The following is a 24990-nucleotide window of genomic DNA, read 5'->3' on the forward strand; positions in this document are numbered from 1 at the left end:
TTTAAAAAATTAACATCTTAAGCAAATCTTAAGTAAGATTTATATAAAAAAACCTGTTCAAATAAATGAACAGGTTTTATATAATTACCGAAATTACTTAAAATTACAACTCTAAAGAACGTTTAGCGTCGCCATTTAATAATAATTCCAAAGGATTTTCTAAAGCTTCTTTTACAGCCACTAAGAAACCAACAGACTCACGTCCGTCAATAATTCTGTGATCGTAAGAAAGTGCTACGTACATCATTGGGTGAATTTCAACTTTACCGTTTACAGCAATTGGACGCTCAATAATATTGTGCATTCCTAAAATTCCTGATTGAGGAGGGTTGATGATCGGAGTACTTAACATACTTCCAAAAACACCACCATTAGTAATAGTAAAAGTTCCGCCAGTCATATCGTCAACAGTAATTTGACCATCACGGGCTCTCAATGCTAATCTTTTAATTTCAGCTTCAATTCCGCGGAAACTTAAGTTTTCAGCATTACGAACTACAGGAACCATTAAACCTTTTGGTCCTGAAACCGCGATAGAGATATCAGCAAAATCGTAAGCTACTTTATAATCACCATCCATCATAGAGTTTACGTCCGGATATAATTGCAAAGCTCTTGTAACAGCTTTTGTAAAGAAAGACATGTATCCTAAACCAAGACCGCCATGTTTTGCTTTGAAAGCATCTTTGTATTCATTACGAATCAAGTTGATTGGTGTCATGTTAACTTCGTTGAAAGTCGTTAACATTGCTGTTTCATTTTTAGCTGCTACTAATCTCTCTGCTACTTTACGACGTAACATTGATAATTTTGTACGCTCAGATCCGCGGTTTCCTCCAGTTGGAGTTCCCATAGAAGGTACTGCATTTACAGCATCATCTTTAGTGATTCTTCCGCCTTTACCAGTTCCTGAAACAGTTGCCGGTGCTATATTTTTTTCGTCTAATATTTTTCTTGCTGCCGGAGATGGAGTTCCTGTAGCATAAGTTGTTGCTGGAGCAGGTGCTGCTTTTGGAGCTTCAGCTTTTGCTTCTGCCTTAGGTGCTTCAGCTTTCACTTCAGCTTTTGGTGCTTCAGCTGCCGGAGCATCTCCTGCCGGTTTTGCTGCACTTGTATCGATTAAACAAACTACAGCTCCTACAGCTACTGCATCACCTTCTTCTGCCTTTAGCGTAATGATTCCGCTTGCTTCTGCAGGTAACTCAAGAGTTGCTTTGTCTGAATCAACTTCAGCAATAGCTTGATCTTTTTCTACATAATCTCCGTCTTTTACTAACCAAGTTGCAATTTCAACTTCTTTTATTGATTCCCCTGGTGATGGGACTTTCATTTCTAAAATCATCTTTGTTTTTGTTTAAGGTTTGTATTGCTTAAAGCTTAAAGTGTTTGGTCCTACTTTAAGCTTTAAACGTTAAACTAATTTTTTATCTGAATAAATCTTTATCGAATACCATTCTAATCGCATCTGCATGACGACGTTTTGCACGTGTATAACTTCCTGATGCCGGAGCAGCGTAAGCTTTTAATGAAGCTAATCTCCATTTTACAAGGTCAAAGTTCATTAACATAAAGCTGTAAGCTCCCATGTTTTTAGGTTCTTCCTGAGCCCAAACATAATCGTCAGCATTTGGATATTGTGCGATGATTTCTTTAAGTTGTGCAACCGGGAAAGGGAATAATTGCTCAATACGAACAACAGCAACGTCATTTCTTCCGTTATTTTCTCTTTCAGCAACGATGTCATAGTAGAATTTACCAGTAACAAAAACCAATGTTTTTACTCCTTTTTTATCTACTGTATTATCATCAATTGTTTCCTGGAAACTTCCGTTCTCCAATTCTTCAATTGTAGATACACATCTAGGATCACGTAATAAACTTTTTGGTGTAAACACAATAAGTGGTTTACGGAATTTAGTTTTCATTTGTCTTCTCAACAAGTGAAAGAAGTTAGCAGGAGTTGTACAATCTGCAACATACATATTTTGTCTTGCGCAAAGTTGTAAGTAACGTTCCATTCTTGCAGAAGAGTGTTCAGCACCTTGTCCTTCGTATCCGTGTGGCAATAATAAAACAATACCATTTTGGTTGTTCCATTTGTCTTCTCCACAAGAAATATATTGGTCTAACATGATTTGAGCTCCGTTAGAGAAATCTCCAAACTGTGCTTCCCAAATTGTCAATGCATTTGGAGATGCTAATGCATATCCGTAATCAAAACCTAAAACTCCGTATTCTGATAATAATGAGTTGTAGATATTAAAGTTTCCTTTTTTACCTTCAAGGTTATTAATAAGGATTACTTCTTCTTCAGAATCCTCCACTTTTACAACGGCATGACGGTGAGAAAAAGTACCACGCTCAACATCTTGTCCAGAAATACGAATGTCATAACCTTCTTGTAGTAATGATCCGTAAGCCAGGTGTTCTGCCATTCCCCAATCTAATAAATTGGTTTCGAAGAACATTGTTTTTCTGTCGTTGATTAATTTCTGAATTTTACTGATGAATTGTTTGTCTGCAGGTAAATTAGAAATTGCATTTGCAACAGCAGTAAGGCCTTCTCTTGAGAATGAAGTGTCTACGTTTTCAAGCATTTGCGTATCTGTTACCTGAACAAATCCGTCCCATTCGTTTTTCATGAATGGAGTTATGATGGTCAAATCTTTTTTACGGGAAGCTTGTAAATTCTCCTCCATTGTAGATTTGTATTCTTTTTCTAAAGCGTTTACATAAGATGCATCGATTACGCCGTCTGACAATAATTTCTCAGCATAAATATCTCTTGGATTTTTATGTTTTGCGATGATTTTATATAATACAGGTTGAGTAAAACGAGGCTCATCACCTTCGTTATGACCGTATTTTCTGTATCCTAATAAGTCAATAAATACGTCACGACCAAATTGCATTCTGTAGTCTAATGCAAAAGATACTGCATGTACAACAGCTTCAGCATCATCAGCATTTACGTGTAATACCGGTGAAAGTGTAACTTTGGCAACATCTGTACAATAAGTAGATGAACGTGCATCTAAATAGTTTGTTGTAAAACCAACCTGATTGTTGATCACGATATGAATTGTTCCGCCAGTTTTGTATCCGTCAAGTAATGACATTTGAACAATTTCATACAAAATACCCTGACCTGCTATTGCAGCATCTCCGTGAACGGCAATTGGCAATACTTTAGAAAAATCATTTGGATAATATTTCTCTTGTTTTGCTCTTGTGATTCCTTCAATTACAGCTCCAACCGTTTCTAAGTGAGAAGGGTTTGGTGCTAAATTGATATTGATATTTTTTCCTGTTCTTGTTTTTTTGTCAGCAGTAAGACCTAAGTGGTATTTTACGTCACCATCAAAATATTCCTGATCGTAATCTTTACCGTCAAACTCGCCAAAGATATCCTGAGTAGATTTTCCGAAGATGTTAGCCAAAACGTTCAAACGACCACGGTGAGCCATTCCCATTACGAATTGTTCAACACCTTTTTCAGCAGCTAGTTCGATCAAGGCATCTAAAGCCGGAATAATCGATTCTCCACCTTCTAATGAAAATCTTTTTTGACCTACATATTTCGTATGTAAAAAGTTCTCGAAAGAAACCGCCTGGTTTAATTTGTTTAAGATTGTTTTCTTTTCTTCAGAAGAGAAATTAGGCTGATTAACATTTACCGCCAATTTATCCTGAATCCATTGTACAACACCAGGATTTCTGATATACATATATTCAATACCAATATGCTGGCAGTAAATAGATTTAAGACGCGTTACAATGTCTTGCAAAGTAGATGGTCCAACTCCGATAGCCTGCCCGGCATCAAAAACTGTAGCAAGATCAGCAGTTGTTAATCCGAAATTTTCGATGTCTAATGTTGGAGAAGATGTTCTGCGATCACGAACCGGATTTGTTTTGGTAAACAAATGCCCGCGAGTACGGTAAGCATCAATTAACTTTAGTACATTGAATTCTTTTTGTAGCTTGTCAGAAACAAGACTACAATCTTGATTGTCGTTAGTCACATATTCAACAATTCGTTGAACTGGATTTTCGTCATTATAAGTCGTTTGTCCAAAGTCGAAACCTTGAAAAAAACTTCTCCAGCTTGGCTCAACGCTATCTGGATTTACTAAATACTGATCATATAATTGTGCGAAAAACTCTGTATGCGCTGCATTTAAAAATGAAAACCTATCCATAATATGAGTGAATATACTTTTTGTTAAATAGAATGGCAAAAGTACAACAATCGCATTTATTTAAATCTTTTTTTTACGTACTTTTACGTAAAAATTTGTTAAAAGTAGACTCAACTATGAATTATAATCAAATTTCAATCGTTTTCAAACCATTTTTTGTGATTTTGGTAGTCTTGTTTTCAAGTTCTGCAATTTCGCAGCAAAAGTACATTATTGACAACAGTAATCATTTTTGGGAAAGAGTTCAATTTGGAGGTGGGCTTGGTGTAGGAATTGGCTCCGGATACACAGATATTTCTGTAATGCCAAGTGCGATTTATAACGTAAACGAGATTGTAGCGGTTGGTGTCGGGCTGCAGTTTGGTTACCTGTCCTCTAAAAGTTATTATAACTCTTTTGTTTATGGAGGGAGTCTGGTGGGACTTATAAATCCGATTCCGGAAATACAATTATCGGCAGAGTTAGAGCAGGTGAGAGTAAATACGGATTATAACTCTACGCCATACAGGCCTTCATATTCCGATAATTATTGGAATACCTCCTTATATCTTGGTGCAGGTTACAGAACCGGAAACGTTACCATTGGTGCAAAATATGATGTTTTGTACAATCCCAATAAAAGTCTTTACGGATCTGGATTTATGCCTTTTGTGAGGGTATATTTCTGATTTTAAGTTGCTAAGGTTCTGAGATGCTAAGTTGCTAAGTTTTTAAATCCTGAAAGTGAAAATATATATATTAATAATTATGGCAATTGTTATTTCGAGTTGTAACAATACGAAGAAAGAAGAAATAGTAAATACGAAAATTGTCAAGAAAGAATTACCACCTTTTTTCGATTCAGATAAAATCGATCATTATTATTTGAACTTTTCGGAGGAGGATTTTGCAAAATTTACTAGTAAAAATCCTATTACTACAAAAGAAAAAGAATTCTCTAATTTATTTATGGGGCATTATCCGGATAGTATTCCAAAAGAAAATTTTGAGAAAATACTATTTAAACACAATTATAAAAAATCTAACTTATCCATAAAGCAAGAAAAAGATATTCAAAATGTTTTTAGTTCGAAAGATTCTTTAATGACCGAAGGGTATGCTTGTGTTGCAGAATATCGGGATATCTTTATTTTTAAGAAGAGAGAAAAAATAGTAGGAATAGGAAAAATTTGTTTTAAATGCGGTCGTTACCAAATTATAGGAAGTAAATTAGATACCAGCGGTTTCGGACTATGGACTGAATTAGACAGATTAAAAAATATTGTAAGACCAAATAGTAAAATTTAGAAAATTTAATACCATTTCTTTCATTGTAAAGCAAAAATACTAGCACCAGAAAATAAAATTTAACGAATGGGAGAGTATCCAAAAGAGATAGATTTATTTCAAAAAACAATAGGAAGTTTAAAAGGAATAGAAAATGTTTGCAGTGGGATTGATAATCTAGAAGGAATAAAAGGTTCTGATTTGGGTGACGTATCCTTTTCTCACCTGCCTGTTGCTACTTTGTTAAGAACAGATGGCGGACTGAAAGATGAAGTAATGTTGCAATTCGAATTCACATTAGATAAATCTACTGAGAGTTTAATCTCGTTAGAATTTCTTTCCTGGTTTTTTCGTGATCAGGCAAGAAGTGGCGAACTACTTCAATTAAGATCGTTTGCACTTCCGCCAAAAATACATGATCGTTTCCAGATAGGGGAAACATTAAAATTTCATATCGACTATTTTATTGAAGATGCACCCGAATCTTTGCAGCCAATTTTAGATAGAGTTTTAAACCTAAATAAATCTTTGGAGCTCTTTATTAAGCTTTATGAAATACCAACACAGGATTAAATAAAACTTAGCGATTTAGTATCTCAGCATCTTAGAACCTTACTTATAATGATTTCGAAACCAAACTTTTTGCCACTCTCTTTTTAAAATCAAAAAAGAAACCTGTTCGGCAAGAATGACTAAATCAGAACCATCCAGTTTTTTGATTTCTTCTTCAGATACATCAATGATATAAAGGAGATTCAGGTATTCAGCAAATTTGTACTGAATCATTCTGTATATTTTTTCGTGCAGCTGAATTTTTAATTCTTCAGGAGAAACACTTAGTGGGAAATCAATTCCTTCATTGGCTAAATTAAAGTCTTTATTAATTTGTTCAATCAGGCTCAGATATAAATTTTCTTTTTCGGCATCAGCCAATAAAAAATCGGTATTTTCAGGAATCGGAAACATTGATGCTTTTTAAGATTGAGGCAAAGTTAAAACTAAAAAATCATTTAACTGTTGATTCTCGTTCAATGATTCTTGTAGGAAGTTCAATAATTTGATGTGTTACGGGACGATGTTCTTTTATGTCAACAATTTCATCAATTAAAAGCGAAACCGCCTGATGTCCCATTTCGAATCCGGGCTGATCTATCGTAGTTAATTTAGGAGAAATAACGGTACTCATAAACCAATTGCTAAACCCAAAAACAGCTACTTGTTCAGGCGTTTTTATTCCGGCTTCATTAAAGTATTTAATAATCCCGATGGCAACTAAATCAGTTATTGCAAAAATGGCATCGATATCCGGATTTTCGGTCATTATTTTTTGGGCATTTTCGTATCCGTCTTCAAAATCAGTATTATTGTCGCAAACGTAAACCAGTTTCGAATCGTACTCAATTCCGTGCGCTTCGAGCGCTCTTTTATATCCTAAAAAGCGATCGATAGAATTCTGCGGAACGTACGAACCTCTAAAATGTGCAATCCTTTTATATCCTTTATTAATAAGGTAGGTAACGGCATCATACGCCGCTTTTGCATCATTAATAACGACTTTCGAACAATCTACCCTTTTGGCAATTTTATCAAATAAAACAACGGGCGTTTTTTTTCGTATTGCTTCATTAATATGAGTGAAATCGTCAGTCTCATTCGAGAGTGACATTAAAACGCCGTCAACTCGTTTTTGAATTAATAAGGCAAGCTGTTTTTTCTCTAGTTCGTATTTTTCATTCGATTGTAATATAATGACCAGATATCCTCTTTTTTCGGCTTCTTCAAGAATTCCATTTAATACACTTGAAAAAAAATGATGAACGGTGGCCGGAATAATAACACCAATTGTTTTGGTTTCATTAGTTCGAAGATTTACCGCAACAGAATTTGGCATGTAGTTCATGGTTTCTGCCATTTCGATAACTCTGGCGCGCGTAGCTTTACTAATATCCGTATATCCTTTTAAGGCTTTTGAAACCGTAGTAACCGAAATTCCTAATGCCGAGGCTATATCTATTAATTTTGTGTCATTCATGAAATAAAAGTACTAAAAATAAACTGCATTGATAAGTTTTTAAGTTCCGAAAACGTTTTAGGTCTTTTCGAAAACGTTTTCGATTTTAATTTTCTATATTCCTTATAATTAGTTATTAAGTTTGACAGTTATAACCATAATTACTAACTAACCAAACAAAAAAATGAAAAAGCTACACCAGTATTTAGGTACATTACTTTTAATGTTTTGCCTATTTTTTTTACCAAATAACCTGTTTGCCCAAAATACCAATACAGTTTCAGGAAAAGTGCTCGACGATAGCGGAGTAACTGTTCCCGGAGCAAATGTATCGATTAAGGAAACGGGAAAAAGCACTGTTACAAATGAAAACGGAGAATATTCTTTCTCGAATGTTACAGCCGGAACTTATACCATTATTGCGACGAATGTGGGATATAAAACCTTCGAGAAAAAAATTGCAATAAAAGAAGGAGAATCTCTGGAGGTAAATTTACTTCTTGAAGGAGAATCACAAAGCTTAAAAGAAGTTGTTGTGACAGGATCATCAACGCCAAGATCTAAACTGGAATCCAGTGTTGCAATTACAACAATGGGAGCAAAAGCAATCGAAGACAGAGCGCCATCTAGCACGGCAGCTTTATTGCAGTCAATTCCGGGATTTGTTGTTGAAGCATCTGGAGGAGAAATAGGAAATAACCTTTTTGCAAGAGGAATTCCGTCTGCGGGAGCTTATGAATATGTACAAATTCAGGAAGACGGATTGCCGGTTTTTGAAGATGGGGCTTTGCAATTTGCAAACGCCGATACTTTTTACAGACTAGATGAAACGGTAAGTAAAATGGAAGCCGTTCGTGGAGGTTCTGCATCTATTTTTGCTAATAACGCGCCTGGAGGAATCATCAATTTTATTTCTAAAACAGGTCAGAATGAATTTAAGGGAAGAGCAAAATTCACTACTTCAGATTACGGAATGTTCAGAACTGATCTTAATTTGTCAGGAGCTTTGATTCAGGATAAATTATTCTTTAATGTTGGAGGTTTTTACAGAGCTGATAATGGGGTAAGAAATACTGGTTTTACAGCAAATAAAGGAGGTCAGATAAAAGGAAATATTACCTATAAATTTGATGATGACGATTATTTAAGAATTAACTTTAAACATCTGGACGACAGAAATGCCTTTTATTTACCAATTCCGCTAAAAAGTAATAACGGGAAAATTGAAGGAATCCCTGGATTTAATCCCAATTATGGAACATTGACTTCAGTAAATTTAAGTCGTTTGAATGTGCCTCAATATGGTGGCGGAACTTTTAGTGCTGATTTAGAAAATGGTTCTCATCCCGTTATTAATTCAATTGGAGCGGAATTCAAAAAGAAAATATCAGAGAAAGTAACTTTCAAAAATTCTTTCAAAAACACCAATATCGATTTGGATTATAATGCTATTTTTCCAAATGGAGGTCCGTGGACACAAGATGCTTATGCAACAAGCGTTCAAAATACAACGGTAAGTAATCTGACTTATTCTTATGTAGATAACGGACAAAAGCTGGATCCAAACGCTTTGATCATGAGAGCTGATCTTTGGCATATCGAGAAAAAGATGAACAATTTTGCGAATAATTTCTCTTTCAATTTTGATTTAGATCCTGTAAAATTAACTGCCGGTTATTATTATTCTAATTGGAAATCAAGCCAATACTGGAATTGGAATTCTTATTTAGTTGGAGTTTCAGACAATCCAAGATTATTAAACGTAAAAGACAATACGACCGGAGTAGATCATACCTGGAACGGTGTGGAAAGAATTACTTGGTTAGAAAGAGATGCGGAAACCAAAGGTCTTTTGAATGATATTTATGCTGATGCAGAAATTAAAGCGACAGATAATTTGATTTTCAACGCAGGTTTAAGATACAACAAAGACAAATATTCTGGTTATAGAGACAACGCAAGATTTTTTGCTGAAAATTTAGGAATTTTAGACAACAATACGGCTGATGATGCGGTGACAACAGTAAAAGGAAATCCGTATACATATTGGAGATATGATGTGAGCGAATGGTCGTATACTGCGGCGGCGAATTATAAATTTAATGACAAAATGGCTTCATATGCCCGTTACAGCCACGGTTTTAGATCACCAATCGAAGAGTCTTTTTATGATAATGCAGCTGATTTGAGCAAACTTCAAAATACTGAAGTAAATCAAATCGAATTAGGATATAAATATGCCAGTTCATTTTTCTCTGTAAACGCGAATTTATTTCACATGGGATTGAAAAACGTAGCTTTTACTGATATTCTATCTGACGGAAGTTCTGAAAATAAATTTGCTGATGTAAATAATATTGGACTTGAAGTAGAAACTAATGTGAGATATAGTATTGTAAAACTGAACTTTACATTTACCGTTCAAAAACCGGAATACGATAATTTTACAGGTACAAATGCCGATGGTTCTGCTTTTAATTTCAACGGAAACACAGCTCGTAGAATCCCTAAGTTTTTCTGTAACCTAAGACCGGAAGTAGATATTACAAAAGATCTTACGGCATATGTTCAGTTCTCTTATTATGATAAAAAATTTACGAATCAGGATAACAAACAAGTTTTGCCAGCTTACAAAGAAGTAGGAGCAGGTTTAAATTATACCTATAATAATCTTCGTTTTGCAGTAGATGCTTCGAACTTATTCAACGAAATTGGTTTGACAGAAGGAGATCCAAGACAAACCACATCTGCAGCAAGTGATGTGTTTATGGCGAGACCTATTTTAGGACGTGCTTTTAGATTTTCGGTAGCGATTAATTTCTAAATTTATATATACGGTAACGTAGAGGCGCACAGCAGTGCGTCTCCGCACCGTAAAGACATGCAGGAATTATTTTTAAATACTTAGAAATATAGAATTATTGAACTGAAAAAGGCGTTTCACTTGCATTAATACATCCCGATAGCTATCGGGACTATGTGTGAGAAACGAGTTTCTTTTTGGTTTACTTTTTTTAAAATACATAAAATCTATGTTTCTATGTGTTTAATTAAATTTTTATCCATTACGCCAACAGGTTAAAATAATATATATACAGTTATTGTAGAGGCGCACAGCAGTGCGTCTCCGCACCGTAACCACAAAGTAATTATTTTTTAAACACATAGAAACATAGATTTTACAAACTCAAAAAAGGCATTTCATTTATTTAAAATTCATCCTGCGGTTTCAGAACTATGTGAAAGAAATGTATTTCTTTTTGCATTCTTTTTTAAACTATATAATCTATGTTTCTATGTGTTAAATAAATTTTAGTCATTGCATAATATCCATTTACAGCAGCGTGCATAATATGCATTAAAAACAAATCCGGAAAAATGAAAAACCTAGGAATCAAAATCTCTCTTTATCTCAATTATTTTGTCTTTGCTATTTTATTGAATAGTGTAGGCATTGTGATTTTAAAATCGCAGAAAAATTACGGGGTAGATGAAGTTCAGGCCAGTATTCTGGAAGCTTTTAAAGACATGCCTATTGCTATTGTATCTTTTTTTATAGCCTCTTTTTTACCAAGAATAGGCTATAGAAAATCGATGCTTATAGGTTTGGCATTGGTTACTTTGGCTTGTATTTCTATGTATTTTGGAAACTCTTTTGACAATGCCAAGGTTCTTTTTGCAACCGTTGGAGTTTCATTTGCCTTAATCAAAGTTTCTGTTTATTCACTGATAGGAACCGTGACCGAAACCAAGAAAGATCACAATGCTTTAATGAGCAGTATCGAAGGTTTTTTTATGGTGGGGATTGCATTGGCTTATTTTTTATTTCCGGCTTTTAATAACGAAAACGATCCTAATTCATGGTTGAACGTATATTGGTTCTTGGCAGCATTATCATTCCTGTCATTTCTGTTTTTATTTTTTGTAAAATTCAAAGAACCCGAGGTTTCAGCAGGAGCAAATCTCAAAGATGATTTCATGCAAATGTTCAGATTAATGGCAAAATTGCTTACCGTTATTTTTGTTATTAGTGTCTTCTTGTTTGTCATGATCGAACAGGGAATCCTTTCCTGGCTGCCAACATTCAATACAAAAGTGCTTCATTTACCGGAGAATATCAGTATTATGATGGCCAGTATTTTGGCTATTTCATTGGCTATCGGAAGAATGATTGCAGGAATTGTGACAAAAAAAATAAATTGGATCTGGGTATTAAGTTTCTGTATCTTTTCTGCCATGCTGATTGTCGTTTTTGTACTTCCAAAAACAGTCGGGTTAGAAGTTAAGACTATCAATACACTTTCAGATATCCCATTAATTGGTTTTGCATTCCCATTAATCGGATTGTTTATTGCGCCCATTTATCCTTTATTGAATTCGATTGTACTAAGTGCTTTACCAAAGAATCTACAAAGTTCAATGACCGGATTAATTGTAATTTTCTCTGCGCTTGGTGGCACATTAGGCTCCAGGATAACAGGCTGGCTGTTTAAAAATGAAGGGCCGGAAAAAGCCTTTTACTTTACTTTAATTCCAATGTCTTTATTATTAATATCCTTTTTTATTCTCAAAAAAATAACTGCAAAAGATGAAATTTAAATTACATATAACCCAAACGATCGAAAAATTATTAGCTCAGGAAGATACTGATGGCGATAAAAAAATAACCATTGATGACAATGGTCCAAAAAAGTTTTTACTGAATGATGAAAACGGAAATTCGGCGCTGATTGAAGGTACTTATCAGCTTTCTAATTTATTGCAGGAATTGGCTTTGGCTAAAAAAAACAAGACAGAATTTGCTGAAATTGCACTGGATCAAATTACAGAAGATCCGGTAAAAAGAATCTCAGGAAAAATAAAAAATCTGTATTGGAAAGGTTTGACCCGAACTATTGATGCCGATGGGGTGAAGAAAATTCTGGAAGATAATAAGATCGAAAATGAATTGGCTTATTTATACGTGCCTTTTGGAGATGAAATAGTTTTCGATTATTTCAAGAAATTAGAAGCCGTAACTCCAAAGTTGAAAGTGGTGCAGATGCCTAAAAATATTTCGCCGGAATATGTTTTATCTCTCAATAAAAAACCGGGGATTTTGGCATTGGCACTTCAAATTAAAAACAATGAAATTTCAGGCGTTCCGTTTGTAGTTCCAGGCGGAAGATTCAACGAAATGTACGGTTGGGACAGTTATTTTATTGCCAAAGGACTTTTGATAGATGATAAAACAGAACTTGCTTTAGGTATTGCTGAAAATTTTAAATACCAGATTGATCATTACGGAAAAATACTAAATGCGAACCGTAGTTATTATTTGACCCGTACACAACCACCGCTTTATACATCACTAATTAGAGATGTTTTAGAAAAGTCGAATCCTGATATTTTCTGGATCGAAAGACATTTAAAAACGGCTATAAAAGAATACCACACCGTTTGGATGGAAGAAGGGAAACGTCTTACAGCAAATGGATTAAATCGTTATAAAGCTGAAGGAATTGGACTTCCGTTTGAGGTTGAAGAAGGGCATTTTGATGATATTCTGGAGCAATATGCACCAAAGTATAATTTGTCTACTCGCGAATTTGAAAAGAAATATCTCGAAAGAGAAGTGGTTGATGAGGAGCTTGATAAGTACTTTATACACGATCGCAGCATGCGCGAAAGTGGTCACGACACTACGAATCGATTAGTAGGTATTTGTGCCAATTTAAATACTGTTGCCATCAATAGTTTGCTTTATAAATATGAAACTGATATTGCGTTTCTGATTGAAAAATACTTTAAAAATGAATTTCAATATTTTGAGGATAAATCTTTCTCCAGTGAATATTGGCTTTCGAAAGCGGCTTCGAGAAAAGAAAAAATCAACAAACTGTGTTGGAATGAGGAATCCGGCTGTTATCTCGACTACGATTTTGTAAACGAAAAACAGCATTTATTTGAGGCAGCTCCAACATTTTATCCGCTTTGGGCAAAAATAAGTACGCAGGAACAAGCAGAAATTCTGGTCAAAAAAACACTGCCAAGATTTAAAATGAAAGGAGGAATTGCAGGCTGTACCAAAGAATCAATTGCTGATGTTGACGAAAATGCACCAATCAGACAATGGGATTATCCGTTTGGCTGGGCACCGCATCAAATGCTTTTATGGGAAGGTTTACTCAATTATAATTTTAATGAAGAAGCACAGGAAATGGTCTATCGCTGGCTTTGGCTGATTACCAGAAATGCGGTTGATTATAACGGAACCATTCCGGAGAAGTTTGATCTATCGATAAGTTCACACAAAATTCTGGCAGAATACGGAAACGTAGGAACTGAGTTTGATTATATCACCGAAGAAGGTTTTGGCTGGATGAACGCTTCTTATCAATACGGATTAACGATTATAGAAGATAATCTAAAACAAAAATTATCAGATTTAGTTGATCCTGATGATTTGTTTTAATTAGCCTTCGACTCCGTTCAGGATGACACTAGTGATGTCTGGCTGAGCGGAGTCGAAGCCCTTTTTTGAGTGTCGAAAATGACAAACCTAACAGGTTTTTAAAACCTGTTAGGTTTACTATGCGCAAAAAAAACAGCCACAGATTAAAGGATTTCAAGGATTAAATCAGTGGAAATCTTTTAATCTGTGGTTTAGATTTTATTTGTATTTAAGTTCTGTGCCAAACCTAATAGGTTTACTATGCGCAAAAAAACAGCCACAGATTAAAGGATTTCAAGGATTTAATCTGTGAAAATCTTTTAATCTGTGGCTTAAATTTTAGTTGTATTTAAGTTCTGTGTCAAACCTAACAGGTTTTAAAAACCTGTCGGGTTTATTTTTTTATAAGCCTTCGACTTCGCTCAGGATGACACTGGTGATGTCTGGCTGAGCGGAGTCGAAACCCTTTTGAAAACTAAACCTTTCTTCCCATCAAGTTCTCACCAAAAGTCCTTAAAATATCTTTCTTTTCTGAATTAATATCCATTTTTTCTAAGGTTTCAAAAGCTTTAAAAGTATACATTTCTATAGCATCCTGAGTAGCTTTTGAAGCTCCTGATTCATTAAAAATTGCTTTTGCCGTTTCTATTTTAGCGGTATTGTCTTCTAATTGTAAACTGAATAATTTTTCTAATTCTAAAGCTTTTTCAGCTGATGAAAATTCGCGTGCTTTTAGGTATAAATAAGTTTTTTTATTGACCATAATATCACCGCCAACTTGTTTTCCGAAGGTTTCCGGATCTCCAAAAGCATCCAGATAATCATCCTGAAGCTGGAAAGCCAATCCTAAGTTTAATCCGAAATCATAAATAAAATCAGCTTCTTTTTCAGTAGTTTTCGCTACAATTGCACCCATTTTCATGGCTGCGGCAACTAATACGGCTGTTTTATATTCGATCATTTTAAGATATTCAGGAATCGTAACGTCGTTTCTTTTTTCGAAATCAACATCCCATTGTTGTCCTTCGCAAACTTCAAGTGCGGTTTTGCTGAACAATTTTGCTAAATCCCTAAAAACGGTTGGTTCGTATTGTTCAAAATACTGATAAGCCAGAATCAGCATCGCATCTCCGGAAAGAATCCCAGTATTGAGATCCCATTTTTCATGCACAGTTTCCTGTCCTCTTCGCAAAGGCGCATCATCCATAATATCATCGTGAACCAATGAGAAATTATGAAAAACTTCCACAGCCATTGCGGCAGGAAGTGCTACTTTATAATCAGTATCAAAAACTTCTGAAGCCATTAAAGTAAGTACCGGACGCATGCGTTTTCCGCCAAGACTTAAAATGTATTTAATAGGGTCGTAGAGGTTTTTAGGCTCTTTGCTGATGCTTTGGGTTTCTAAATAATTAATAAAAAAATCCTGGTATTGGCTGATATCGTGCATAAAATATAATCTGAATTGCGAGGCTCAAAGATACGATTCATTATGAATTATTTCTTTCTTAAAATTTTAAATGCGGGTTTCTCCTTAAAATCCGCTTAAAATCTATTAATTATCAGGTTCTTAAAATTATTTAAAAAAAACTTGGAAACTTTCTTGGTGTTTAGAGTTTCCTTTCTATATTTGCACCTTTAATTGGAAACTTGAAACACTGTGAGAGTTTCCGTAATAGGTTTTGGGTAATTTATTAACTCAGTAAAATCAAATATTTATGAAAACAACATGGACCTTAGATTCTAGCCAATCAGATGTTTTAATTAAAATGAGACATTCGATAATTGCCTATATGGGAGGAACTACCAATAAATTTGATGGTTATGTGAATATTGAAAACAATGAAATTGAAGATGCTTCGGTTGAGTTCTCATTAGACATCAATAATAAAAAAGATAGTTTTCAACAAATCGACACATATTTACAGCTTCAGGACTTTTTTGATGTAAATGAACATCCGATTATTAGTTTTAAATCGACTTCTTTTCAAAAAGTAAATAACAATATCAATTTCTTCAAAGGAGATTTAACGATAAAAGATGTGACTCGGGTAGTAGAACTTGATGCTGAATTTATTGGCGTTAATAACTACAATGGCGAGAGAAAAGTTGCTTTTGAGATCAAAGGCGATATTAAACGTCAGGATTTTGGATTAGATTATAATTCGTTCAATCATAACGGAGGTTTGGCATTAGGAAAAGATATTAAGCTGATTGCCAATTTAGAATTCAGTATATAATCTAATTATAATGAGTAAATTAATGTAAAATTATTACAAATATCATGGAAACTATTTTTCTGATTTTAGTTTCCTGAGTATATTTGCAATATAATTTGAAAGTTAAAATGAAAGAGAAAATTATATCAAAAGCAAGTGAATTATTTTTAAAACTTGGTTTTAAGAGTGTTACGATGGATGATATCGCAGGCGAAATGTGTATTTCTAAAAAAACGATTTATAAATACTTCTGTAATAAAGAAGTTTTGATCGAAGAAAGTACCTCGACAGTTCATAAGCAAGTACATGAAGTTATTGATTCTGTGGTTGCTAAAAACTATAATGCAATTCATGAGAATTTTGAAATTAGAGAAATGTTTCGCGATATGTTTAAAAATGCAGCAGATACTTCACCTCTTTATCAGCTCAAAAAGCATTATCCTGAAATTTATCAAAATTTAATGACACATGAAATAGATCAGTGTAACCATTATTTTAAAGATAATATCCTAAAAGGGATCACCGAAGGTTTGTACAGACCGGATTTGAATATAGATTTATATGTGAAATTCTATTATACATTGATTTTTCATATAAATGCAACTACAGTCTCAGAAAGAGAAGCGCAAAAAATAGAATTAGAAGCGTTGGAATACCACACCAGAGCTATGGCAACTGAAAAAGGAATACTGGAATTAGAAAAACAACTTAAAAAATTACCATTTAATCATTAATCTATGAAACGAATAATTCTTATATTTTTGTGTTCAATTGGCTTGTCTGCCAACGCACAAGTCAAAAGACTAACCCTGAAAGATGCTCTTATATACGCGCTTGAAAACAAAGCCGATGCAAAAAAGGCAAGATTACAGGTTGAAAATAGTGAGTACAAAATTCAGGAAGTACGTTCCAGAGCATTACCACAAATTTCTGCAAACGGAAACTTAACTCACAACCCAATCATTCAGACAACAGTTATTGATGGAGCAGGATTTGGTCAGCCGGGAACTACGATTCAGGCGGCATTTGGTCAAAAATGGACTTCAAACGCAGGAGTTTCATTAACGCAGACTATATTTGATCAATCTGTGTTTACAGGATTAAGAGCAGCGAGATCTACTCGTGAATTTTATCAAATAAACGATCAGTTGACAGAAGAGCAAGTAATTGAGAGAGTTGCAAATAACTATTATTCAGTTTATGTGCAGCGCGAAAGATTAGTTTTATTAGATAGTAATTATGTAAATACTACTAAAGTTCGTGACATCGTAAAGGGACAATTTGATAATGGTCTGGCTAAAAAAATTGATTTAGACCGTATTGTTGTAAAAATGTCAAACATTGATACAGAACGTCAGCAAATTAAAAATCAAATTACATTACAGGAAAATGCTTTGAAGTTTTATATGGGAATGCCTATTGAAACTGTAATTGAGATTCCTAAAGAAGAATTTGAAGTTGTGCCTGCTGCCTTGACAGAAGTTCCTAATACAGAAAACAGAACAGAATATTTGTTATTGAAAAAACAGGAAGAGCTTTTAGTATACAATAAAAAAGCAGTTGAAGCAGGATATTATCCAACACTTTCATTGACTGCTGGTTACAATTATATTGGTCAGGGTCCACAAATGCCTTGGTTTGCAAAGCCTTCAGATGGAGTATATTGGTCAGATTACTCAGCAATTGGATTAAATCTACACGTACCAATTTTTACAGGATTCGGAACTCGTGCAAAAGTAAGACAAGCTGATGTAGAAATCAGATCCCTTCAGGAAGACATGAAAGACACTAAACTTTCTCTTGATTTAGATTATAGAAATGCAATGGCTGATATAGATAATAATCTTATCACTATTAATAATCAAAAAGAAAACATGCGCTTAGCTACAGAAATCCTAAGCGACACAAAAAACAATTATCTTCAGGGATTAGCATCATTAACAGATTTACTGGATGCTGAAAATGCATCACTTGAAGCTCAAAATAACTTTACCAGAGCAGTCTTAAATTACAAAATTGCCGAAGTAGCATTAATCAAATCAAAAGGCGAACTTAAAACTCTTATTAAATAACTAAAAAAAATGAAGAAAACTATTATAACAATCGTAATCATAATTGCAGCGCTGGGTGTGATTGGATATGTCTTAAATAAGAATAAGAAAGAGAATAAAGAAAAAACAGATATCGTAGCAGAGAAAAATGCTGCAGTATCAGTAAAAGTAGCTTCTGTAAAAACAGAAGAAGTTTCGCTGGATTTCGTTGCAAACGGAAATTTTGAACCAATTCAACAATTGACTTTCTCTGCTGAAAAATCAGGAAAAGTAATTAGTGTTTTGGCAAAAGAAGGTGATTATGTAAGAGTAGGTCAGACTTTATTAACAGTGAGAGGTGATGTGATTAATGTAAGTGCACAACAAGCACAAGCAGTATATCAAAATGCAAAATCAGATTACAGCCGTTACGAAAATGCTTTTAAAACCGGTGGTGTGACTAAGCAACAATTAGATCAGGCAAAATTAGCATTAACAAATGCTGAGTCTAACCTAAAACAAGCAAATATTAATGTTGGCGATACTAAAGTAAAAGCGCCAATAAACGGATTTATCAATAAAAAATACATTGAGCCGGGATCTATTTTAGCAGCAACGCCTGCAACTGCATTGTTTGATATCGTAAATGTTTCTAAATTAAAATTAGTAGTTACAGTAAACGAAAATCAGGTAGCAAGTTTAAAAGTAGGAGACCATGTTAATGTAACTGCAAGTGTTTATCCTGATAAAACTTTCTCTGGAAAAATTACTTTTATTGCTGCAAAAGCGGATGAATCTTTAAACTTCCCGGTTGAAATTGAAATTACAAATAACATCAATAACGACCTTAAAGCGGGTATGTACGGAACGGCAAACTTTGGTTCTAAACAACAAAAACAGCAGATGATGGTTGTACCACGTAATGCTTTTGTAGGAAGTGTGAGCAGCAACGAAATTTTTGTAGTTGAAAAAGGTATTGCAAAATTAAGAAAAGTAACTGCCGGAAGAATTTTAGGAGATAGAGTTGAAGTTATCAATGGATTATCTGACGGAGAAACTGTAGTTACTACTGGTCAAATTAATTTACAAGACGGTAATACAGTAGAAATTATTAAATAATTTAAAGCATTAAGCTATACGCCATAAGCATTAAGCTTATTGCCTAAAGCCTACAGCCTAAAGCAAAAAATATGAAATTAGCCGAAATATCCATAAAACGTCCGTCGTTAGTAATTGTATTGTTTACAATTCTAACACTTGGTGGATTGTTTAGCTACAGCCAGTTAGGCTATGAGCTGATCCCGAAATTTGAACAAAACGTTATTACGATTTCTACTGTTTATCCCGGAGCTTCTCCAAGTGAGGTAGAAAATACAATTACCAAAAAAATGGAAGATGCGATTGCATCATTGGAAAACATTAAGAAAATTGATTCCAAATCCTATGAAAGTTTGTCTGTTGTATCTATCTCTTTGACTTCAACAGCTAATGTTGATGTCTCGATGAATGATGCTCAGCGAAAAATTAATGCCATTATTAGTGATTTACCGGACGATGCCAAAACGCCATCGCTAAGTAAATTTTCTTTGAGTGATTTGCCAATTATGACTATTGGAGCCAATGGAAAAATGGATGAGGCTGCTTTTTATGACTTAATTGATAAAAAGATTGCTCCCGTTTTATCTCGTGTTCCCGGTGTGGCACAAGTAGATATTATTGGTGGTCAGGAACGTGAAATTCAAGTAAACCTGGATGCATTAAAAATGCAGGGTTACGGGCTTTCTATTCCAGAAGTACAACAAAATATTTTGACTTCGAACTTAGATTTCCCAACGGGAAATATTCAGACTCGTGATCAGAAAATATTAATTCGTTTAGCGGGTAAATATAAAAATGTTGAAGAATTAAGAAACTTAGTAGTTTCATCTAAAGGCGGAATTCAAATCCGTTTACGAGATATTGCAGATGTACAAGATGATCAAAAAATTGCTGAAAAAATTTCGAGAGTAAATCAAAAAAGCGCGATTATTTTACAAGTAATTAAACAATCTGACGCTAATGCGGTTGCTGTAAGTGAGCAGTTGATTCAAAGTATTAAAAATCTGGAAAAAGATTATAAAACTAATGATTTAAAGTTAGAAATAGCCAAGGATAGTACCGTTTATACCTTAGAAGCTGCAGATTCTGTAATTCACGATTTATTGATTGCGGTAGTTTTAGTTGCTTTTGTAATGTTGTTTTTCCTTCATAGTATTCGTAACTCATTGATTGTAATGGTTTCGATTCCTGCTTCGTTAATTGCTACATTTATTGGGATTTATCTTTTAGGATATACCTTAAACTTAATGAGTTTATTAGGATTATCTCTTGTGGTTGGTATTCTGGTCGATGATGCCATTGTAGTATTGGAGAATATTTACAGACACATGGAAATGGGTAAAAGCCGAATTCGTGCCTCTTATGACGGTACAGCCGAAATTGGTGGAACAGTAACTTCGATTACTTTGGTAATTGTCGTAGTGTTCTTGCCTATTGCAATGAGTTCTGGTTTGGTTTCGAACATTATCACACAGTTTTGTGTAACGGTAATTATTTCTACTTTATTCTCACTTTTAGCATCGTTTACAATTATTCCCTGGTTGTCTTCTCGTTTTGGAAAATTAGAACACATTGAAGGAAAGAATGCATTTGGGAGAGTAATTCTTGGTTTCGAAAAATTATTAACTCGTTTTACTGATTGGGTTACTACATTGTTAAACTGGTGTTTAGATCATTACTTCAAAACTATTATAATTGTTTTACTATTGTTTTTCGGTACTATAATTCCGTTGTTTGGAGGAGGATTTATTGGAGGAGAATTTTTTGCCAAATCAGATAGTGGGGAGTTTTTAGTTCAAATAGAGATGCCGAAAGACGCCTCGTTGGAACAAACCAACTTTATGACACAAAAAGCAGAAGCGTATTTGAAAGGTGAAAAATATGTGTTTAGCCAAATTACAACTGTAGGACAAACTTCAGAAGGAATGGGTGCGGCACAAGCGACAGCTTATAAGGCAGAGATTAACGTAAAAATGATTGATCAATCAGAACGAACAGATGATGCTTCGGTTTATGCTGCGAAAATAAAACGTAAATTAGAAAAAGTATTGGTTGGAGCCAAAGTAAAAACGGTTCCGGTTGGTATTTTAGGAACAGCCGAAAATGCTACTTTGGGATTAGTTGTAACTGGTCCATCTGTAGAAAGCGCTATGAAATTTGCCAAATTAGCAGAAGCTGAATTACGCAAAATACCTGGAACAACAGAGATTAAATTGACTGTTGAAGATGGAAATCCTGAAGTTAACGTACAAGTAGACCGTGATAAAATGGCTGCATTAGGATTAACACTTCAAACAGTGGGTATGACCATGCAAACTGCTTTTAGTGGAAATACGGATGGAAAGTTCAGAGCTGGCGAATACGAATACGATATCAATATCAAGTATAATGCTTTTGATAGAAAAAACATTACTGATGTTAGTAATTTAATATTTATTAATAATGCGGGGCAACAAATTAAATTGTCTCAATTTGCTTCAATTACTGAAGGTTCTGGTCCTAGCCAATTAGAGCGTAGAGATAAATCTGCTTCTGTAACTGTTCAAGGACAAAACGTTGGGGTTCCTTCAGGAACAATTGTAACACAATGGCAAGCGAGATTAGATAAACTTAAAAAACCAGTAGGAGTAAACTATATCTGGGGTGGAGATCAGGAAAACCAAAGTGAAGGTTTTGGTACTTTAGGAATCGCTTTATTAGCTGCTATTATATTAGTTTACCTGGTAATGGTAGGTCTTTATGACAGTTTCGTTCACCCGTTTGTAGTATTATTTGCTATTCCGCTTTCATTTATTGGAGCTTTATTAGCCCTGGCTTTAACTAATAACACACTGAACATCTTTACCATTTTGGGTATTATTATGTTGATTGGTCTGGTGTGTAAGAACGCGATCATGCTTGTCGATTATACCAATCAGCGAAGAGCAGCGGGGGAGAGCATTAGAAATGCACTAATCCAGGCGAATCACGCTCGTTTACGTCCAATTTTGATGACTACAATTGCGATGGTATTTGGTATGTTCCCAATTGCTTTAGCATCTGGTGCAGGAGCTGAATGGAAAAATGGTTTGGCTTGGGTAATTATAGGTGGATTGATTTCATCTTTATTCCTAACCTTAGTTGTGGTTCCCGTTATTTATCTTATTATGGAAAAAATAATTGCCAGATTATCTAAAGGAGAAAAAATCGATTACGAAGCTGAAATGTTTGCTGATTATACGCCAACAGAAGTTAGTGAAGATGGTTTTAATCCTAAACATACGCACTAAAATTTTAAATCTTAATATTAAAATTCCAAATTCCAATGTTGGAATTGGTAAAAATAAAAATCCCAAATTTCTTAATTGAAATTTGGGATTTTTTATTGAACCAGAAACCACTTTAAGATTTGGAATTTGGAATTTTAAAAGTTGGAATTTATAAGTATTATTTCAGGTACAAATAATGATTGTAATAATCTATAATTGCTTTCCCTTCAAGTAAAACATCTGCCCCAATAATACCGTGAACAGGTTTTGCCTTGTAAGCTTGTAAAGCTTCATTTACATGTGAAAGATCAAAAATAACCAAACCAAAATCAATGTTTTTCCAACTGCCAAGTTGTAGATTATTGTGTGTCGAAATTTGTGTTTTCATACCAGTTCCTCCGGCTCCGGAAGCTTTGGTTTTTGATTTTTTTGCGTTTAATTCAAAACGTTCGATGCTTTCAAATCCTACACAGGAATTAGATGCTCCTGTATCTAAAATAAAATTACCAGAAACGCCGTTGATTTTGGCTTTTATCAGAAGATGTTGTGTTTTGGTAACTTTGAATTTTATTTTCCTGTATTTCTCTTTCTTGAGAATTTCGTGAAGATTTTCCATTTTCGATAGTGATTGAAAACCAAAAATAAACCAATTACAGTCAATAAACTAATTCCTGTAAAAGATATAATTCGTCGATTTTTATTAGAGAAAAGTTGAATTATAATATATAAATGAGAACGAATTGCAAATTCTATGAATGACAAAATTGGTAACGATCTGTTTTAATTCGTTTCATCTGTGGCTATTTTTTATGATAACCTAAATCATATTTTTGAATGCTAAAAGACTTCTGTTGCATTATATTGGCTTGATATGTTAATTGTTACCTATGAATGTGAAGTTTATTTACAATTGTTTTCTAAATTAGCTACAAAAAGTTTTTTTATGGGCCAAAATAAGATTCATCCTGATCAAATGTACATTGAAGGACTTGCTGCAAATGACTCAGCAATCATTCAGACAATTTACAAAAAGTACGTTCCAAAAGTGGTAATGTTCATTATGAATAATTCAGGAGATAAAGAACATGCGCAGGAGGTGGTTCAGGAAATCATGATTTTACTTTTTAATCAGGCCAAAGCAAATGCACTGCAACTGACTTGCCCGTTTGATGCCTACTTTTTTTTATTGTGTAAAAGAAAATGGTTGAACGAGCTCAAAAAAACATCGAACAAAGAAGTCGCAATCAATGAAGATATTTTATCTATGAATGAATCTGCACTTCAACTGATTACAAACACAGAAGAATTTGATGAAAATCAGCAGCTTTTTGACACTATGTTCCAGAAATTAGGAGATAAGTGTCAGGAGTTATTGAGGCTGAATTTTACCACTAAAAAGACTGAAGAAGTGGTTAAAAAGGCTAGTGGTACTTATGATAGTGCCCGAAAAAAAGAACTGTTATGTGTGGGGCAATTAACGCAATGGATTCACGAAGCCAAAAAAATTAAATCGCTAAAAAATAATTAGCCATGAACGAAGAACGCTATATATTATTCGATCAATATCTTCAGGGAGAAATGACTGAGGAGGAAAAAAATAATTTTGAAAAACAATTGTCTGAAGATCATGAATTGTCCTCAGAATTTGAAACGTTTAAAGAAGTGCAGCTCCGACTTACAACTAAATTTGAACACGACGAAGAAAGAGAAGCGTTTAAAACGAATCTAACAACAATTTCAGAAAAACATTTTAATAATAGTAAACCAAAAGTTGTTTTAATGCGTCCTTGGTATTATGCAGCGGCGGCATCTGTAATTATTTTATTTGGATTGTTCTTTTTTGATTATAACAACCCAACTTTTGCTGATTATGATAATCCTGAAACGGCCGAATTTGTAGAAAGAGGCGATACAAATGAAAACTTAAAAGAAGCTCAGGCAGCATTTAATGATGGGAAATACGCAACAGCAATTCCGCATTTTGAAGCAATTTTAAAAGAAAATAAAACACCCGAAATTCAATATTTTTATGGGATTTCTTTATTAGAAGAAAGTAAATATCCAAAAGCCGAAGCTGTTTTTAATGAGTTAAGATCAGGAACATCTGTTTATAAAGAAAAAGCAACATGGAGTCTTGCCTTGTCTAAATTGAAACAAAAGAAGTACAAAGAATGTAGAGAAATCCTGGAAACCATTTCGCAGGATTATGAAAACTATGACGATGTTGAGAAGCTTCTCGATGAGTTAGATTAAATTTGGGATTTCACAACACACACAAAATTCACAAAACACACAAAGAATTACACAGAGATTCTCAAGAGGTAAAATACTTTGCGAATTTTTTGAGCTAAGGACCTTTGTCAAAGTTTTTGAACCAAGAGTGTAAGGAACTTTTGTAAAAAACTATTATTTTTATTTTCTGTATTTATAAATCTATCAGAAAATGCAAATCAGAACAGAAGTAAAAGAAATATTAAATTATA

Annotated in this window: 19 protein-coding genes; 13 read left to right on the forward strand and 6 right to left on the reverse strand. The window is 34.1% G+C overall.

Annotated features, from left to right (window positions below):
* Positions 1-103: 103 nt before the first annotated feature.
* Entirely contained in the window at positions 104-1342 is a 1239-nt protein-coding gene (odhB, locus tag NJT12_RS19055; RefSeq protein WP_271337513.1) for a 2-oxoglutarate dehydrogenase complex dihydrolipoyllysine-residue succinyltransferase, read from the reverse strand.
* An 82-nt stretch (positions 1343-1424) separates the two neighbouring features.
* Entirely contained in the window at positions 1425-4202 is a 2778-nt protein-coding gene (locus tag NJT12_RS19060; protein WP_271337514.1) for a 2-oxoglutarate dehydrogenase E1 component, read from the reverse strand.
* Positions 4203-4318: 116 nt separating this feature from the next.
* Here NJT12_RS19060 and NJT12_RS19065 point away from each other — a divergent pair, with 116 nt between their 5' ends.
* From NJT12_RS19065 to NJT12_RS19075, 3 genes are all read left to right on the forward strand, one after another.
* Entirely contained in the window at positions 4319-4870 is a 552-nt protein-coding gene (locus tag NJT12_RS19065; protein WP_271337515.1) for a hypothetical protein, read from the forward strand.
* Between the two features lie 55 nt (positions 4871-4925).
* Positions 4926-5489 carry a hypothetical protein gene (locus NJT12_RS19070; RefSeq protein ID WP_271337516.1) on the forward strand — a complete coding sequence of 188 codons (564 nt, stop codon included), beginning with the start codon at positions 4926-4928 and terminating at the stop codon, positions 5487-5489.
* Between the two features lie 66 nt (positions 5490-5555).
* The gene (locus tag NJT12_RS19075) at positions 5556-6041 is read left to right on the forward strand and encodes a hypothetical protein (RefSeq protein ID WP_271337517.1); all 486 of its coding nucleotides are present in this window, start codon (positions 5556-5558) and stop codon (positions 6039-6041) included.
* Positions 6042-6080: 39 nt separating this feature from the next.
* Here the strand turns inward: NJT12_RS19075 and NJT12_RS19080 are convergent, their stop codons facing one another.
* Positions 6081-6434 (reverse strand): hypothetical protein, encoded by a 354-nt coding sequence (locus NJT12_RS19080; RefSeq protein WP_271337518.1) that lies wholly within the window; start codon positions 6432-6434, stop codon positions 6081-6083.
* A gap of 40 nt (positions 6435-6474) precedes the next feature.
* Positions 6475-7500: a LacI family DNA-binding transcriptional regulator gene (locus tag NJT12_RS19085; protein ID WP_271337519.1), complete on the reverse strand. Its 1026-nt coding sequence runs from the start codon at positions 7498-7500 to the stop codon at positions 6475-6477.
* A gap of 163 nt (positions 7501-7663) precedes the next feature.
* On the opposite strand from NJT12_RS19085, the gene NJT12_RS19090 reads away from it, so the two are divergent.
* The 3 genes from NJT12_RS19090 (at position 7664) to NJT12_RS19100 (ending at position 13933) form a co-directional block, all read left to right on the forward strand.
* Positions 7664-10303, forward strand: a complete 2640-nt coding sequence (locus tag NJT12_RS19090; RefSeq protein WP_271337520.1) for a TonB-dependent receptor — start codon at positions 7664-7666, stop codon at positions 10301-10303.
* A 554-nt stretch (positions 10304-10857) separates the two neighbouring features.
* Positions 10858-12078: an MFS transporter gene (locus tag NJT12_RS19095; protein ID WP_271337521.1), complete on the forward strand. Its 1221-nt coding sequence runs from the start codon at positions 10858-10860 to the stop codon at positions 12076-12078.
* Complete coding sequence (locus NJT12_RS19100) at positions 12068-13933, forward strand: alpha,alpha-trehalase (RefSeq protein WP_271337522.1); 1866 nt, start codon at positions 12068-12070, stop codon at positions 13931-13933. The genes NJT12_RS19095 and NJT12_RS19100 overlap by 11 nt, the downstream gene beginning before the upstream one ends.
* A gap of 454 nt (positions 13934-14387) precedes the next feature.
* On the opposite strand, the gene NJT12_RS19105 is transcribed toward NJT12_RS19100, so the two are convergent.
* Positions 14388-15362 (reverse strand): polyprenyl synthetase family protein, encoded by a 975-nt coding sequence (locus tag NJT12_RS19105; protein WP_271337523.1) that lies wholly within the window; start codon positions 15360-15362, stop codon positions 14388-14390.
* 268 nt (positions 15363-15630) lie between these two features.
* Here NJT12_RS19105 and NJT12_RS19110 point away from each other — a divergent pair, with 268 nt between their 5' ends.
* The 5 genes from NJT12_RS19110 to NJT12_RS19130 all read left to right on the forward strand — a co-directional run bounded on the left by NJT12_RS19110 (position 15631) and on the right by NJT12_RS19130 (position 22528).
* Positions 15631-16152: a YceI family protein gene (locus tag NJT12_RS19110; RefSeq protein WP_271337524.1), complete on the forward strand. Its 522-nt coding sequence runs from the start codon at positions 15631-15633 to the stop codon at positions 16150-16152.
* Between the two features lie 107 nt (positions 16153-16259).
* Positions 16260-16865, forward strand: a complete 606-nt coding sequence (locus NJT12_RS19115; protein ID WP_271337525.1) for a TetR/AcrR family transcriptional regulator — start codon at positions 16260-16262, stop codon at positions 16863-16865.
* A 3-nt stretch (positions 16866-16868) separates the two neighbouring features.
* Positions 16869-18203 (forward strand): TolC family protein, encoded by a 1335-nt coding sequence (locus NJT12_RS19120; RefSeq protein ID WP_271337526.1) that lies wholly within the window; start codon positions 16869-16871, stop codon positions 18201-18203.
* A gap of 9 nt (positions 18204-18212) precedes the next feature.
* Positions 18213-19280, forward strand: coding sequence for an efflux RND transporter periplasmic adaptor subunit (locus NJT12_RS19125; protein ID WP_271337527.1), 1068 nt, complete (start codon positions 18213-18215; stop codon positions 19278-19280).
* A gap of 71 nt (positions 19281-19351) precedes the next feature.
* The gene (locus tag NJT12_RS19130; protein WP_271337528.1) at positions 19352-22528 is read left to right on the forward strand and encodes an efflux RND transporter permease subunit; all 3177 of its coding nucleotides are present in this window, start codon (positions 19352-19354) and stop codon (positions 22526-22528) included.
* 157 nt (positions 22529-22685) lie between these two features.
* Here the strand turns inward: NJT12_RS19130 and NJT12_RS19135 are convergent, their stop codons facing one another.
* The gene (locus tag NJT12_RS19135; protein WP_271337529.1) at positions 22686-23123 is read right to left on the reverse strand and encodes a retropepsin-like aspartic protease; all 438 of its coding nucleotides are present in this window, start codon (positions 23121-23123) and stop codon (positions 22686-22688) included.
* A 327-nt stretch (positions 23124-23450) separates the two neighbouring features.
* On the opposite strand from NJT12_RS19135, the gene NJT12_RS19140 reads away from it, so the two are divergent.
* Together NJT12_RS19140 and NJT12_RS19145 are read left to right on the forward strand one after the other, a co-directional pair.
* Complete coding sequence (locus NJT12_RS19140) at positions 23451-24035, forward strand: RNA polymerase sigma factor (protein ID WP_271337530.1); 585 nt, start codon at positions 23451-23453, stop codon at positions 24033-24035.
* A gap of 2 nt (positions 24036-24037) precedes the next feature.
* Positions 24038-24760: a tetratricopeptide repeat protein gene (locus tag NJT12_RS19145; RefSeq protein WP_271337531.1), complete on the forward strand. Its 723-nt coding sequence runs from the start codon at positions 24038-24040 to the stop codon at positions 24758-24760.
* The last annotated feature ends 230 nt before the right edge of the window (positions 24761-24990 follow it).

Origin of the sequence: Flavobacterium azizsancarii (genome assembly GCF_027980145.1) — a bacterium.
Taxonomy (GTDB): Bacteria; Bacteroidota; Bacteroidia; order Flavobacteriales; family Flavobacteriaceae; genus Flavobacterium; species Flavobacterium azizsancarii.